The organism is Acetobacter indonesiensis (assembly GCF_000963945.1).
Lineage (GTDB): Bacteria > Pseudomonadota > Alphaproteobacteria > Acetobacterales > Acetobacteraceae > Acetobacter > Acetobacter indonesiensis.
Genome location: NZ_BAMW01000007.1, coordinates 16783 through 31973, shown reverse-complemented (window position 1 = coordinate 31973; position 15191 = coordinate 16783). Strand labels below are relative to the sequence as shown.

Genomic DNA, 15191 nt, shown 5'->3' with positions numbered 1-15191 from the left:
ATGGCGCAGTTTTTTTATCATACGCTTATTGGCCAGATTATTCTGATGGTGCTGGAAACATTGGCCGTTCTGGTGCCGTTGCTGATTGGTGTGGCTTATCTGACGCTCATGGAGCGAAAGGTCATGGCCGCCATGCAGATGCGGCGCGGGCCGAATGTGAATGGTCTGTTCGGCCTGCTTCAGGCTTTTGCCGATGCCATCAAGATGATTTTCAAGGAAACGGTTATTCCATCGGGTGCCAATCGTGCCCTGTTCTTGTTTGCACCGTTTCTGACGTTTTCGCTCGCTATGCTGGCATGGGCGGTTATCCCAACCGGTAATGGGCTCGCCGTGGCGAACATTAATGTGGGTATTCTTTACCTACTGGCCATTTCGTCCCTTGGCGTCTACGGCATGCTGATTGCAGGCTGGGCCTCCAATTCAAAATACGCCTTTCTTGGTGGTCTGCGGTCTGCCGCGCAGATGGTGTCTTACGAAGTTTCCATCGGGCTGGTGATTGTGTCAGTACTGCTGGCCGTTGGTAGCCTGAACCTGAATGACATTGTGCTGGCACAGCGTCATGTATGGTTCTGCCTGCCCATGTTCCCAATGTTTATCGTGTTCTTTATCTCGGCACTGGCGGAAACCAACCGTGCGCCGTTTGACTTGCCAGAAGGTGAGAGCGAACTGGTGGCCGGGTTCTTTGTCGAATATTCGTCCTTGGCATTTGGTCTGTTTTTCCTTGGTGAATATGCCAACATGATTTTGATGTCGGCGATGGTCAGCATCCTGTTCCTGGGTGGATGGCTACCGCCACTGGGCATTGCGCCGTTCACTTGGCTGCCGGGGCCAATATGGCTGATTTTCAAAATTCTCTTTTGCCTGTTTGTCTTTATCTGGGTGCGCGCCACGTTCCCCCGCTATCGGTATGACCAGTTGATGCGCCTTGGGTGGAAAGTCTTCCTGCCGTTTTCCCTGATATGGATGATTGCAACAGCAGGTTTCCTTATGGCGACAGGCCTGTTGCCCCAGACCGGAGGTATCAATTGATGAGTGCTCTTGGAAAAACCTTCCGGTCTTTTCTGCTGACAGAACTGGCAGCCGGTATGGCTTCCACATTCAACATGATGTTCAAGCCAAAAGTCACGCTGAACTACCCGTATGAGAAAGGGCCACTTTCTCCCCGGTTCCGTGGTGAGCATGCGTTAAGGCGTTACCCCAATGGCGAGGAACGTTGCATTGCCTGCAAATTGTGTGAAGCAACATGCCCGGCTGAAGCCATAACCATTGAGGCTGAAGAGCGTGATGACGGTTCGCGCCGTACCACGCGTTACGACATAGACATGACAAAATGCATCTATTGCGGCCTGTGCGAAGAAGCCTGCCCGGTAGATGCAATTGTTGAAGGCCCCAACTACGAATTTGCGACCGAAACCCGCGAGGAGCTGATGTATAACAAAGACAAGCTTCTTGCGAACGGAGACCGCTGGGAAGCCCTGCTTGCCCGTCGGTTAGAACTTGATGCGCCTTATCGGTGAGAATGTGCAGGCCATATCCTGGCAGGAGGTAAGCTGATGATACCGCAGCTTGTATTTTATGTGTTTGCGACGGTGCTGCTTGTATCCGCCACAATGGTTATTACCGCACGTAACCCCGTGCATTCGGTCCTGTTTCTGATTCTTGGTTTCTTTAATGCGGCAGGCTTGTTTCTGGTGGCAGGGGCCGAGTTTCTGGCCATGCTGCTGGTCATTGTCTACGTGGGTGCCGTGGCTGTGCTGTTCCTGTTCGTGGTCATGATGCTGGATATTGATTTCACGCAGATGCGCGAAGGGTTTCAGCGTTATGCGCCGATAGGGGCTTGTGTAGGCGGTATTCTGTTTGTCGAGCTGATTATGGCGCTTGGTAACTGGAAGATGGCACCTGATACCGGGTTGGCCCCCCTAAGCGGGGCACCGGGGCTGACCAATACCGCAGCTTTGGGCACGTTGATCTACACGCATTATGTTCTGCTTTTTCAGGCGTGTGGTCTGGTGCTGCTGGTCGCCATGATCGGCGCTATCGTTCTGACGTTGCGCCAAACCAATACGGGGCGTCGCCAGAATATCAGCAAACAGCATGCACGCACACGTGAAGACACGCTTGAGCTTGTGGATCTGCCACTTGGCGAAAATGTGTTGGGGAATGGTGGTTTCCTTCGTCCCCATAACTCCTATTACGAAATTGCTGTTCCCGGATCATACGGATCGGGAGGGCAGACGGAGGCAGACGAAAGGGAGAAAGGCGCATGACGCCCGCTATCGCCGCCATTGGGCTTGGCCCTTATCTGGTTGTGAGCGCAGCCTTGTTGGTTCTGGGTGTGTTTGGCATTTTTCTTAACCGGAAAAACGTCATCATCATTTTGATGTCCATGGAACTGATCCTGCTTTCCGCCAATCTGAATTTTGTCGCGTTTTCTTCCGCCCATGCTGACCTTTCGGGCCAGATCATGGTGCTGTTTGTGTTGACCATCGCAGCCGCAGAAGCGGCAATCGGGCTGGCCATTGTCACGGTCTATTTCCGTAACCGTGGGTCTATCCAGGTTGAAGACGTTACGATGATGAAGGGATGAGCGGACTGATGCAGACCGATCTTCACCTGTTTGCTGTTGCCATTCTTCTGCCGCTGGCAGGGGCGGCTGTGGCTGGGCTTGGTGGCCGTCTTATGGGCGATGCCGTCGCCAAAATAATCACTCTGGGCTGTATGGCTATTGCCACGCTTTGCGGGGTAGGGGCTCTGTATGGTGGATGGAGCGCCGGTTTTGCTCCACGCGCTGTTGCTCTGGCTGACTGGGTCAATGCCGGTGGTTTTCACGCAACGTGGACCCTGCGGTTTGATACACTGTCAGTCACCATGACTGCCATGGTGCTGTGTGTCTCATTGTTGGTGCATTGCTATAGCCTTGGCTACATGAGCCACGAGACAATGCCGACATATCGGTTTTTTTCGTATCTCTCACTCTTTACCTTCGCCATGCTCATGCTGGTGTCTTCCAATGATCTCATCCAATTGTTCTTCGGGTGGGAAGGCGTTGGTTTGGCCAGTTATCTGCTGATTGGCTACTGGTATGACCGTCCTTCGGCTACGGCGGCAGCTATCAAGGCGTTCGTCGTCAACCGTGTGGCTGATCTGTTTTTCATTGTGGGGATCGGCCTGATTTATGTGCTGTTCCATACAGTGCAGTATGATCAAATTTTTGCGGCTGTTCCGCAGGTTCTGGGGGCATACTACCCTCTGTTCGGAACAGCATTCAGCATGATTGAAGTCATCTGCTTCCTGCTATTTGTGGGGGCTATGGGCAAGTCGGCACAGCTCTTTTTCCACACATGGTTGCCTGATGCCATGGAAGGGCCAACGCCGGTTTCTGCGCTTATCCATGCAGCCACCATGGTCACCGCTGGTGTGTTTCTGATGGCGCGTATGTCGCCTTTGTTGGAGTTCGCGCCCCAGACCCGGTTGTTTGTCATCTTCATTGGGGCAACAACGTGTTTCTTCGCCGCCACTGTCGGCATGGTGCAGCCTGATATCAAGCGCACGATTGCGTATTCAACCTGCTCTCAGCTTGGGTACATGTTTGCCGCTGTTGGGGTCGGGGCTTATCAGGCGTCGGTTTTTCATCTGACAACCCACGCATTTTTCAAAGCCCTTCTCTTTCTGGGGGCTGGCTCTGTTATCCATGCCGTGCATGACGAACAGAACATGTTCCGTATGGGCGGTTTATGGAAGAAGCTGCCGCTGACTTATGCTGTCATGTGGATAGGCAGCTTGGCACTCGCTGGTGTGTTCCCCTTTGCTGGGTATTGGTCAAAAGATGCCATTCTGAACGCTCTTTGGGCCAGTGGCAGCGGTATGAGCCAATATGCTTGGGTGCTAGGCACCATTACGGCGTTTATTACGGCCTTTTATAGCTGGCGCTTGCTGTTCCTGGTGTTTCATGGCGCACCAGCCGATGCTCATCTGCGCGACGCTGCACATGAAAGTCCTGCTGCCATGACAGTACCTTTGGTGCTGCTGGCAATAGGGGCTGTGGTGGCAGGTGTAGCACTTGCGCCATTCTATATCGGGCCAAAGCAGGAATTGTTCTGGGACGGAGCAATTTTCAACGCGCCTGCTAACACCATCATGGAAACGCTGGAAAATGTTCCTGCACTGATAGCCCTTCTGCCTTCTATCGCAGGGCTGGCCGGGATTGCCTTGGCCTATGTTTTCTATGTGGCGTCACCAGCATTGCCAGCATCCATGGCACGGTCTTTCGGGCCTGTTTATCGCTTCCTGCTGAACAAATGGTATTTTGACGAAATTTATACCGTTATTTTTGTCCGCCCCTATGCCGCCATAGCGCGTGCACTGTGGAAAGAGGGAGATGAAGGGGCCGTTGAAGGGCTGCCGCGTGATCTGGTGCGTGCAACCGCTACTGGTGCTGCAGAGGCTGTCAAACTTCAGACCGGCTCGATTGCAATTTATGCCTTCACCATGCTGGCTGGGTTGGTGGTCTTGCTGACTGTCGCACTGTGTGGGTGAGGAACGGATGATGCAGACTTTCTTCCTCATGATGATTTCTTGTGAACGGAGTGCGTTGCAATGAGCGACAGTGCAGTAAACTGGACGCTGGCTTTACCTGAAATTGCACTTGCGCTTTCCGGGCTGGTTATTCTGGTTGTGGGGGTCTTACAGCGGCGGGGGGAGGGGTTTTTTCCCTGCGCTATGCTGACTATTGCAGCCTTTATCGGCTGTGGTTTTCTGGTCGTTCTGTCACCGGACGGCGTGGGATACGCAAGCACGTTTGTGAATGACAGCTTCGCCCGGTTTATGAAAATTCTGGCGCTGGCCGGTGGTCTGCTGGCAACAGTGGTGACCGTTGGTTATCGGAGAGAGCAGGGCACGGTATCAGACGCGCTTCCGTTTGAAACCCCTATCCTAATGCTCTTCTCGACACTGGGCGCAATGATTATGGCGTCGTCTGCCAACCTGATGACGCTATTTGTCGGGTTGGAGTTGTCATCGCTGTCCATTTACATTCTCTGCGCATTGGAGCGTGATCGCGTTGCATCTTCTGAAGCGGGTCTAAAATATTTTGTCTTGGGGTCACTGGCGTCTGGCATCCTGCTGTATGGCATGTCACTGGTCTATGGATATGCTGGCACGATGGAGTATGGCGGTCTGATCGCAGCCATTCATGCTGGGGGTGAGATCCCTGCCGGGCTTATGGTCGGTATTGTCTTTGTTGTGGTGGGACTGTGCTTCAAGCTCTCTGCTGTCCCGTTTCATATGTGGACACCAGATGTATACCAAGGTGCCCCTACGCCTGTTACAGCCTATATGGCGGGGGCGCCGAAATTTGCAGCCTTTGCTTTGTTTTTGCGGGTAATGGTTGGCCCGTTTGGGATGGTTGCGCCCCGTTGGCAGATCCTGATTGAAACCGTGTCCATGCTATCAATGGTGTACGGCGCGTTCGCAGCCATTCCCCAGACCGATATTAAACGTTTGATGGCTTATTCCTCCATTGGCCATATGGGGTACGCCATGATGGGGCTGGCATCGGCATCTTCTGCTGGTGTGCGGGCTACCTTGATCTATCTGGCGGCATATCTTGTCATGAATGCGGGTGTGTTTGCGGGTATTGCCTCCATGCGGCGCAAGGGGCGGGAAGTGACCGCTATTGCTGACCTTGCCGGTCTAAGCAAAACAGATCCTGGTATGGCTGCGGCCCTTGCGATCTTTATGTTCAGTATGGTGGGAGCACCGCCGCTTGCTGGCTTTTTTGGCAAGTTCATGGTGTTTGCCGCGGCATGGCAGGCTGGTCTTTATGTGCTGGTCTGTGTCGGGGCGGTTTCCAGTATTGTGGGCGCATACTATTACCTTCGCGTCGTAAAGGTTATGTATTTTGATGCACCCGCAGAAGGGCTGGATCGTCCAGCACCCAGCCTGCTGTTTGTGTCTGGCGGTATGGGGCTGGCAACAGTGTTTTTCATTCTGGTGCTTGGTCCATTAATGACAATGGCCCAGCAGGCCGCAATGGCACTGGCTGGCTAAAGGAGAGGGAATGAAGGCAGTTTGTCCGCCTTGGCGGCTTGAATGTTATGATGAACTGACTTCGACCTCGGATGTTTGTCTTGAACGGGCCAGAGCGGGGGAACTCCCCGGTCTGGCTCTTCTGGCTTTGCAGCAGACCAAAGGGCGCGGCAGCCGTGGCCGCAACTGGGTTGATGCCGGCCAAAGCCTTGCTCTTTCTATGTTGCTCGACGGCGAGCAGATGGGGCAGGACGCTTTAGGTGGTTGGCCGTTTGTTGCGTCACTTGCCTTTTTTGACGGGTTGGCAGCGGCCATGCCTGCGGCGCGCCATCACCTGCAAATCAAGTGGCCCAATGATATTTTGTTAGACGGCCAGAAACTTGGCGGTATCCTGATCGAGCGGGAAGGCGACAGGCTGGTTATCGGTATGGGGGCCAATCTGGCAAACGCCCCTAATGCCGATGCGATTGGGCGGCAGGCTGCCAATCTGGCACGGTATGGAGAGGCCCCACAGCCCAAGGCCGTGGCAGAGGCTATTCTCGCCCAGATGACCCATTGGCTGATGGTCTGGCGGGAGCAAGGATTCAGTATTCTGTGTAAGGAATGGCTGAAACGGGCGCATCCTGTTGGCACGCCTCTTGTCGTAAGCGGCGGGACTACTTATGAAAAGGGGCAGTTTGCGGGGCTGGCCGCAGATGGTCGGCTGCTGCTTGAAACGGAAAACGGAATGAAAACCATCGCAACAGGAGATATCCTGCTGGCATCACAGGGGGCAGTAAGTGCTTCTGGTCATTGACGCAGGCAACACCAATGTTGTGTTTGCCGTGTATGATGGCGCAAAATGGCGTGGTACGTGGCGCATAACCATGCAGGCCCAGCGTACGTCAGATGAGTACGCCGTATGGTTGCTGGCGTTGCTGCGCATGCAGGGTATTTCGGCGGATGATATTGAAGGCGCTGTGATTGGCACCGTTGTGCCCGCAGCACTCTACCATCTGCGCACATTATGCCGACAATGGTTTGCGGTTGAACCTTTGCTGGCGTCAGCCCGACTGGATTGGGGGTTTTCCATCAAAATGGACAATCCGGACGAAGTTGGGGTTGATCGCCTTTTAAATGGACTTGCGGCGCACCATCTTTATGGTGGGCCGTTAACGGTTATAGATTTTGGTACAGCAACCACCTTTGATGTGGTTGATCATGAAGGGAGTTATTGTGGCGGCGTCATTGCGCCGGGAATCAATCTGTCTGTTGAAGCCTTGCATCAGGCTGCGGCGCGACTGCCGCGTATTGGTGTCGGGCGTCCGGCAGTTGATTCCGTTATTGGGCGCAACACGGTTGCCGCTATGCGCTCCGGGGTATTCTGGGGCTATATCGGGTTGATCGAGGGGATCGTCGAGAGGATCAGGCAGGAAGTCGGGCAGGACATGAAAGTGCTCGCTACCGGTGGTCTGGCTCCGCTCTTCTCGGAAGGAACAACGGTCTTTGACCATGTCGATTCAATGCTGACCCTGAACGGGCTGCGGATATTGGCAGGGCGCAACCCCCTGCCGCGTCTCACCATCGAAAAAGATCTTTTGACAGAAGGATAGTACTACTAATGACAGAACAGAACGGCGATTTCGCCTTTCTGCCCTTGGGCGGAACAGGCGAAATCGGTATGAATTTGAATCTCTATCGCTTGGGGGAAACCTGGTTGGCGATAGATTGCGGTATTGGTTTTAGCGGTAACGACACACCAGAAGCTGAAATTCTGGTGCCAGACCCGACCTTCATTGCTGAACGGCGCGACAAACTGGCCGGGCTGGTGATTACCCACGCCCATGAAGACCATATTGGTGCCGTGGCCCATGTGTGGCCTCTGCTTGAATGTCCGGTTTACGTAACCCCCTTCGCAGGTGCCGTGCTGCGCCGCAAACTGGGTGAAGCACGTTTGCTCCAGCAGGTGCCGATCCACGTTATTCCTTGCGGTGGCCGGTTTGACGTTGGTCCATTCGATCTTGAGTTTATCCCCGTAACGCATTCCGTGCCGGAAGCGCAGGCCGTTGTGCTGCGCACGCCAGCGGGCATTGTGGTTCATACGGGTGACTGGAAGCTAGACCCTGATCCGCTTGTTGGGCCGCCTACCGACACGAAGCGTCTGGAAGAAGTGGGGAAGGAAGGCGTTCTGGCGCTGGTGTGTGACAGCACCAACGTCATGAGCTCTGGCAAGTCCCGTTCTGAAGCCGAAGTGCGTCGGAGCATGACGGACCTGATCAGTGGTCTGAAGGGGCGCATCGCAGTGACATGCTTTGCCTCTAACGTGGCGCGTGTTGAAACCATTGCCATGGCGGCACAAGCAGCTGGCCGCACGGTTGTGCTGGTTGGCCGTTCGCTGCGTAATCTGGATGTTGCCGCCCGTGAATGTGGTTATCTATCAGGCGTTCTGCCCTTCCTGAGCGAGCAGGATGTAAATGATCTGCCGGATGATCAGATTGTCATGATCATTACCGGCAGTCAGGGTGAGCCACGGTCAGCACTTTCCCGTATCTCGCTGGATATTCATCCGAATGTCTCTTTGGGTGAGGGCGATACGGTCATTTATTCCAGCCGTATGATCCCCGGTAACGAACGTGCCATCATGGCTGTGCAGGACAACCTGTCCCGTCGTGGTGTGACGGTTATTACTGACAAAGACCATTTTGTGCATGTGTCTGGTCACGCCACGGGTGATGATGTCAGCACCATGTATGACCTGGTTAAGCCCCAGTATGCGGTGCCTGTGCATGGTGAATGGCGTCACCTGACGGCTCATGCCGCACTGGCGCAGGAAAAAGGAATTGCACCGGTTCTGCTGGAAGATGGTGACATTCTGCGTCTGGCACCGGGTAAGGTTGAAGTGATTGATACCGCACCCAGTGGCCGTCTGGCGCTGGATGGTAGCCGTTTGCTGCCCATGAATGGCGGAGTGCTGGCTGCACGACGCAAGATGCTGTTCAACGGTGTGGTGATTGCCAGCTTCGCGGTTGATGACGAAGGGTTCGTCATTGGTGAACCCAAGGTTAGTGCCCCCGGCCTGCTTGAACCGGATGATCTGGAAAGCGTGCGGGTGCGGGAAGAGTTCGCAAACGCGCTGGATGTTATCCCAGATGAACTGCGGAGTGACGATCAGTCCTTTCAGGATGCAGCTAAAACCGCTTTGCGCCGTGCTCTGGGCCGCAAGATCCAGAAGCGTCCATTGGTGGATGTGCATGTTCTGCGTGTTTGACACGCAGCCAGCCCAAATTCCCTGTTAAGAAGACCTTGGAAGGAGACCCGCATGATGCGGGTTTTCTTTATGGTCGCAGTGTTTTACAGCAGAAACTGATCGGGAGTGTTTCCGGCGGTTCCGGCCCCTAGGCCGCTTTACAGACAAGGTTGAGTTATCCATGCGTCTTTCGCGCAGTTTTCTCCCCACACTTAAAGAAAACCCGGCAGAGGCGCAGATCGTCTCTCATCGGCTGATGCTTCGTGCAGGGCTTATCCGGCAGACAGCTTCTGGCATTTACGCCTGGTTACCAGCAGGTCTGAAGGTTCTGCGCAATATCAGCCAGATTGTCCGCGAAGAACAGGACCGCATTGGTGCACAGGAAGTGCTGATGCCAACCCTTCAATCAGCCGAACTCTGGAAGCGCTCTGGCAGATATGATGCTTACGGGCCGGAAATGCTGCGTATTCAGGACCGTCATAACCGTGATCTGCTATACGGGCCGACCAACGAGGAAATGATTACTGATCTGTTTGGTCAGACAGTGAAGTCCTACAAGGAACTGCCGCAGGTTCTGTATCATATTCAATGGAAATTTCGCGATGAAATGCGTCCGCGTTTCGGCGTGATGCGTGGCCGCGAATTTCTGATGAAAGACGCTTACAGCTTTGATCTGGATTATGCGTCTGCTGTGTCCAGCTACCAGCGCATGATGCTGGCTTATCTGCGCACATTCCAGCGCCTTGGTGTGCGGGCTGTGCCAATGCGGGCTGATACCGGCCCGATTGGCGGTGAACTTAGCCACGAATTCCTCATTCTGGCCCCCACGGGTGAGAGCGGCGTGTTCTATGATGCCGCCCTTGAAGAACAGGATTGGCTGGATGAGCCCGTTAATACGGATGACGCCGCAGCGCTGGAAGCCTTCTACAAACGCGTAACCACACCTTACGCAGCCACCGATGAAATGCACGACACAGCAGCATGGGACGCCGTGCCAGAAGACCGGCGTCGGGAAGGACGCGGCGTTGAAGTGGGGCATATTTTCCATTTTGGCACCAAGTATACCAAATCCATGGATATTACGGTTACAGGGACGGACGGTGCGCCTCTGAACCCTGAAATGGGGTCATACGGTATTGGTGTCTCCCGTCTTGCCGGGGCCATTATTGAGGCCAGCCATGACGAAAACGGCATCATTTGGCCTGATTCCGTAGCGCCCTTCCGTGCCGCCATCCTGAACTTGAAGGTTGGTGACGAAACCTGTGATGCGCTGTGTGAGCAGATCTACAACACCAACACCGAAGCCTTCCTGTATGATGACCGGTCCGACCGGGCAGGGGCCAAGTTTGCCGATGCGGACCTGATGGGGCATCCGTGGCAGATTGTGGTTGGTCCACGCAGCGCCAAGGAAGGCCGCGTTGAACTGAAGCGTCGTGCCACAGGCGAGCGTCAGGATCTGAGCGTGGAAGACGCTCTGGCTCTGGTTCTGGCAGGCTGATGATGTTTGGTCCCTTCGAGCGGGCAATAGCCGGACGTTATCTCCGTGCGCGGCGTGGAGAGCGCTTTGTTTCTGTTATTGCCATTTTCTCGCTTGTCGGGATCGCACTGGGTGTCGCCACGCTCATCATCGTCATGGCGGTGATGAATGGCTTCCAGGCAGATCTCATGGGGCGTATTCTTGGCCTGAATGGAGATCTGAGCATCTACGGTGCAGGGCGCACCATTTCACACTATGAAGATGTGACTGACCGGGTGCGCAAAGTTCCCGGCGTTATCAGCGCGACCCCATTGGTTGAAGAACAGGTGCTGCTTAGCGCAGGTTCGTTCAATTCAGGCGGCGTTGTGCATGGTATGACCAAGCAGGGGTTGATTGACCTCAAGGGGGTCAGTTCGTCTCTGGTTGCCGGCACGCTTGATGATTTTGAAGGGGACGACGCTATTGTTGTCGGGGTCAGTCTGGCCGAACGGGCCGGGCTTTCCATAGGGTCCCGCATTACGCTGGTGTCCCCCAATGGAGCGGCAACTGCTTTCGGAACCATCCCCCGTGTCCGGGCCTATCATGTGGTGGCGATTTTTGACGCTGGGGTGAATGACTATAATTCCAGCTATGTTTTCCTGCCCATGCATGCGGCGCAAGTTTATTTTCAGATGCCTGATAAAGTCACCCAAATTCAGGTGATGACGCAGGATGCGCAGAATATCCGCCCCGTCACCATGCGGATTGTAAACGCAGTGGGTGATCCGGGCCTGCGTGTGCTGGACTGGACTAACGCCAACAACGCTCTTTTTGGTGCCGTGCAGGTAGAACAGAATGTCATGTTCCTTATCCTGACACTTATTATTCTGGTGGCGGCTTTCAATGTCATTTCCTCCCTGATTATGATGGTGAAGGACAAGACAGGCGATATCGCCGTGCTGCGGACCATCGGCGCAAGCCGTGGGGCGATTATGCGCATTTTTCTGATGTGCGGTGCCTCGGTAGGAGTGACAGGGACAGTCGCAGGCACCCTGCTGGGCGTTGTGTTCTGCATGAACATTGAACGGATACGGCAGGCCTTACAGTCTTTGACTGGCACCAATCTGTTCAACCCCGAAGTCTATTATCTGACACATCTGCCAGCAAAACTGGTGTGGGGGCAGGTGGGTGAGGTTATAGCCATGGCGCTGGCTCTTTCCCTGCTGGCGACGCTTTATCCATCATGGCGTGCGGCCAAAACAGACCCGGTGGAGGCTTTGCGCCATGAATGATGTCGTGCTGCGCCTTCAGGGCGTCAAAAAAACGTATCGGAGTGGCGAGGAAGCCGCGCTGCCCATTTTACAGGGCGCAGATTTTGCCCTGCGCGCAGGGGAGTTGGTCGCTCTTGTCGCGCCATCTGGCACTGGCAAATCAACACTTCTGCATCTGGCAGGCCTGCTGGATACGCCTGATGAAGGCGAGATTGACGTGTGTGGTCAGAACACCCGTGGGTTAGCCGATGCGGGCCGAACAGCCCTTCGGCGTGATCGTATCGGGTTTGTGTATCAGTTCCACCATCTTCTGGCTGAGTTTACGGCTCAGGAGAATGTCATGCTGCCGCAGATGATTGCCGGTGTGCGCAAGGCGGATGCGCGCGCCAAAGCCGAACAGTTGCTGGGCTTGTTTGGGTTGGGCCATCGCGTAAAGCATCTGCCCGGCAAACTTTCGGGTGGCGAGCAGCAGCGTGTGGCCATTGCGCGGGCACTGGCGAATAATCCCGCTTTACTGCTGGCAGACGAGCCTACAGGCAACCTTGATGTGCGCACAGCAGATGTCGTGTTCGAAGAATTGATGAGCGCTGTAAGAGGTCAGGGGTTGGCCGCTCTTATCGCTACCCACAATGAAGAACTGCTGACCCGTATGGATCGCGTTATTACGCTGCGGGATGGGCTGGTGGTGGAGCGCTGATTATCAGCCTCCACCTTACTTCTTCAGCCGTTCAGTAAAACGCGCTCAATAGCATCCCGAACGCGCGGGGCTGTAGGGGGCGTAACACTGGTAAACCAGGCAACCGGCTTGCCTGCACCGTTAATCAGATATTTGTAGAAATTCCACCGTGGGCGACCAAGGAAGCCATTTTCTTTGTTCAGCCACTGGAACAACGGTACAGCATCCGGTCCTTTTACCGAACACCGTGCAGCCATGGGAAAGCCGACACCATAATTGCGGTGACAGAAGGACGCGATTTCGGAGGATGTACCGGGCTCTTGCTGGCCGAAATCATTGCTAGGCACACCAATAATACCCACCCCAGCTTTCTTGAACTGGGACCAGAGCGCCTGTAAGCCTTCATATTGCGGCGTAAAACCGCACTTTGAAGCGGTATTGACAATAAGCAGTGGCTTGCCGCGATAATCGCTTAGATTGATTGTGCCACCTTCCAGACCGGGAAGTGTGAAGTCATAAGCCGTGGTCATGGCGTGGTGCCTCTTTTGTTGCAAACGTCACGGGGGTAAACCCTGTCTAGCGCAAGAAAAGGAAAGCGGCGAGGGGAGAGAAAGACGGAAAGGTGGAAGCCTGCTGCCCTATTGCGGGTTCTTGTCAGACTTCCACCAAATTATCTGGAGATCGTGTCCATTTATTGTTGTTCATTATATTGAACTCGATCCCGTATTTGGAATAATGAGGATATCGCCTCCTCTTGTCAACAAGGAAAATAAGAACGGCATGTCCAAACCACAGGATTCTGTTCCGGCACTCCGTCGGGCCGTGCGTATTCTCGATCTGGTCAAGGCAGCGTCCAGGCCTCCGTTGGCCGCAGACGTGGCCCGCCAGCTTGATCTCCCCCGCAGCACCGTTCACGGTTTGCTAGGGGTTATGGTGGAGCTGGGGCTTCTGGAAAAAACATCCAGCCAAGGCTACCGCCTGGGTACGCGTCTGCTTGATTGGGTCGGCGGAGTCACAGAAAAGCGGGATCTGGTGACAGAATTCTACCAAGCGCTGGATGGATTTTCTGACCTGGGGCCATTTACGGTGACTCTCACCCTTCTTGAGGGGATGGAGGTTGTGTATGTGGCCTGCCGAAATAGCGCGACCGTGCTTGGCGCGTCGTTTCGGGTGGGGATGCGCCTGCCTGCCATATTTACGGCCACAGGCAATGCCATGCTGGCGGAAATGGATGATACCTCTTTCCGCGAATGGCTGACCTTGCACCCGGCTTCAACTTGGCCAGAACCGCTGACCCCGAATGGAATCCGTTCTGTGACCACATTGGTGCGAGAAATTGCCGAGATTCGAGACCGTGGCTACGCGGTGGATGATGAACAGATTCACGACGGCTTGTGGTGTTTTGGGGCAGGCGTGAAAGATTATTCCGGTCGTATGGTTGCTGGTGTGGGTGTCAGCCTGCCGCAGACCGAACTTGGCCGTTATGACGTCAGCGAACTCGGCCGCCGCGCCGCAGCCCTTGCGCAGGCTGTTTCTGGCCGTCTGGGCTATCGAAACGGCGTTGATGGTGCTGAAACCTAAAAAATTATTCTTTAACGTCGGGAGTCGGGGCCTTTCTTCTGGCTGTTTCTCAGGACGCTTCTCTGAAAAGGAAGATTATGCTTCGTTCCCGTTTGGTCTTTGGTGGTACTGCTTGTAAGCGCGTCTTGTCGGTTGCTTGTCTGGCTGGGACGCTGGCGTTCCTTCCCATGCGATATAGCGAAGCTGCGGAACAGACTCCGCAGACAGAAGTGAAATATCTGGTGTTCGTGCATGGGCTGCACGTCATGGATATTCAGGCCACATACAGGCTGGATGACACACAGTATGGCGTTGCGGCACACGTCAAGACGGCTGGTCTGTTCGGCATGTTCATGAAGACAGACCTGACGTTGCAGGCACGTGGACGGTTTGCCGGCGGCAAGATCGAACCAGAAAGCTTTGAAACAGCCGGTTGGTCACGCAAACGCACACGGCATGCCATTATTCATTATCAGGACTCTACCCCACAGGTCGTTTTGATGGACCCCGTTGAAACAGACCGTGAACCGGTAACGGATGAAGAACGCAAAGGTGCGGTGGATACATTGGCCATGTTGATGGGCCTTTTGCATGACGTCAGAAGCACACAAAGCTGTGGCGGTCAGGAAAAAGTGTTTGACGGGCTAAGATTGACAACCCTGTCGTTTCAAAGCGCGGGGGAGCAGAAAATTCCTTCTGGTGGCCCGCTTGATTGGGGTGAAGCCGCGTTACGCTGCAATTTTGTTGGCCAGCAGATCAAGGGCTTCAAATTTTCCAGTGAAAAAAGCAAGTTGCGTAACCCACAACCCGGACGGGCCTGGTTTGAAAAAATTGGCACAATGGGGCTGGTTGCCGTGCGGATAGAGCTTGATCACCCAAAGCTGGGACACATCACTGTGTTGCTGGATGGTACGCCCCGTCAGTTTTAGTAAGCGATTGGTATCAATCAATTAAAAAAGCCCGACAGAGAAAATG

The 15191-nt window shown here is 54.5% G+C and carries 15 protein-coding genes; 14 read left to right on the top strand and 1 reads right to left on the bottom strand.

Annotation, left to right across the window (positions count from 1 at the left end):
- From nuoH to Abin_RS02960, 12 genes are all read left to right on the top strand, one after another.
- Positions 1 to 1029 carry an NADH-quinone oxidoreductase subunit NuoH gene (gene nuoH / locus Abin_RS03015; RefSeq protein ID WP_048844889.1) on the top strand — a complete coding sequence of 343 codons (1029 nt, stop codon included), beginning with the start codon at positions 1 to 3 and terminating at the stop codon, positions 1027 to 1029.
- Positions 1029 to 1517, top strand: coding sequence for an NADH-quinone oxidoreductase subunit NuoI (gene nuoI, locus Abin_RS03010; RefSeq protein ID WP_048844888.1), 489 nt, complete (start codon positions 1029 to 1031; stop codon positions 1515 to 1517). Before nuoH ends, nuoI begins: the two co-directional genes overlap by 1 nt.
- 36 nt (positions 1518 to 1553) lie before the next feature.
- A complete protein-coding gene (locus tag Abin_RS03005) occupies positions 1554 to 2267 on the top strand; it encodes an NADH-quinone oxidoreductase subunit J (protein WP_048844887.1) in 714 nt (237 codons plus the stop codon).
- The gene (gene nuoK, locus Abin_RS03000; RefSeq protein WP_048844886.1) at positions 2264 to 2587 is read left to right on the top strand and encodes an NADH-quinone oxidoreductase subunit NuoK; all 324 of its coding nucleotides are present in this window, start codon (positions 2264 to 2266) and stop codon (positions 2585 to 2587) included. The genes Abin_RS03005 and nuoK overlap by 4 nt, the downstream gene beginning before the upstream one ends.
- Positions 2588 to 2595: 8 nt before the next feature.
- Positions 2596 to 4536, top strand: coding sequence for an NADH-quinone oxidoreductase subunit L (gene nuoL / locus Abin_RS02995; RefSeq protein ID WP_048845020.1), 1941 nt, complete (start codon positions 2596 to 2598; stop codon positions 4534 to 4536).
- A gap of 60 nt (positions 4537 to 4596) precedes the next feature.
- A complete protein-coding gene (nuoN, locus tag Abin_RS02990) occupies positions 4597 to 6048 on the top strand; it encodes an NADH-quinone oxidoreductase subunit NuoN (protein WP_048844885.1) in 1452 nt (483 codons plus the stop codon).
- Between the two features lie 10 nt (positions 6049 to 6058).
- A complete protein-coding gene (locus tag Abin_RS02985; protein ID WP_048844884.1) occupies positions 6059 to 6823 on the top strand; it encodes a biotin--[acetyl-CoA-carboxylase] ligase in 765 nt (254 codons plus the stop codon).
- Positions 6807 to 7619 carry a type III pantothenate kinase gene (locus Abin_RS02980; protein WP_048844883.1) on the top strand — a complete coding sequence of 271 codons (813 nt, stop codon included), beginning with the start codon at positions 6807 to 6809 and terminating at the stop codon, positions 7617 to 7619. The genes Abin_RS02985 and Abin_RS02980 overlap by 17 nt, the downstream gene beginning before the upstream one ends.
- A gap of 8 nt (positions 7620 to 7627) precedes the next feature.
- Positions 7628 to 9274: a ribonuclease J gene (locus Abin_RS02975; protein ID WP_048844882.1), complete on the top strand. Its 1647-nt coding sequence runs from the start codon at positions 7628 to 7630 to the stop codon at positions 9272 to 9274.
- 160 nt (positions 9275 to 9434) lie between these two features.
- On the top strand, positions 9435 to 10751 hold the full coding sequence (gene proS, locus Abin_RS02970) for a proline--tRNA ligase (RefSeq protein ID WP_048844881.1): 1317 nt from the start codon (positions 9435 to 9437) through the stop codon (positions 10749 to 10751).
- A 2-nt stretch (positions 10752 to 10753) separates the two neighbouring features.
- The gene (locus Abin_RS02965; RefSeq protein ID WP_048844880.1) at positions 10754 to 12001 is read left to right on the top strand and encodes a lipoprotein-releasing ABC transporter permease subunit; all 1248 of its coding nucleotides are present in this window, start codon (positions 10754 to 10756) and stop codon (positions 11999 to 12001) included.
- A complete protein-coding gene (locus tag Abin_RS02960) occupies positions 11994 to 12677 on the top strand; it encodes an ABC transporter ATP-binding protein (RefSeq protein ID WP_048844879.1) in 684 nt (227 codons plus the stop codon). Before Abin_RS02965 ends, Abin_RS02960 begins: the two co-directional genes overlap by 8 nt.
- 23 nt (positions 12678 to 12700) lie before the next feature.
- Here Abin_RS02960 and Abin_RS02955 read toward each other — a convergent pair whose 3' ends face one another.
- Entirely contained in the window at positions 12701 to 13186 is a 486-nt protein-coding gene (locus Abin_RS02955; protein WP_048844878.1) for a glutathione peroxidase, read from the bottom strand.
- A 250-nt stretch (positions 13187 to 13436) separates the two neighbouring features.
- Here Abin_RS02955 and Abin_RS02950 point away from each other — a divergent pair, with 250 nt between their 5' ends.
- Together Abin_RS02950 and Abin_RS02945 are read left to right on the top strand one after the other, a co-directional pair.
- Positions 13437 to 14237, top strand: coding sequence for an IclR family transcriptional regulator (locus tag Abin_RS02950; protein ID WP_048844877.1), 801 nt, complete (start codon positions 13437 to 13439; stop codon positions 14235 to 14237).
- Positions 14238 to 14314: 77 nt separating this feature from the next.
- Entirely contained in the window at positions 14315 to 15145 is an 831-nt protein-coding gene (locus tag Abin_RS02945) for a DUF3108 domain-containing protein (RefSeq protein WP_052948154.1), read from the top strand.
- Positions 15146 to 15191: the final 46 nt, after the last annotated feature.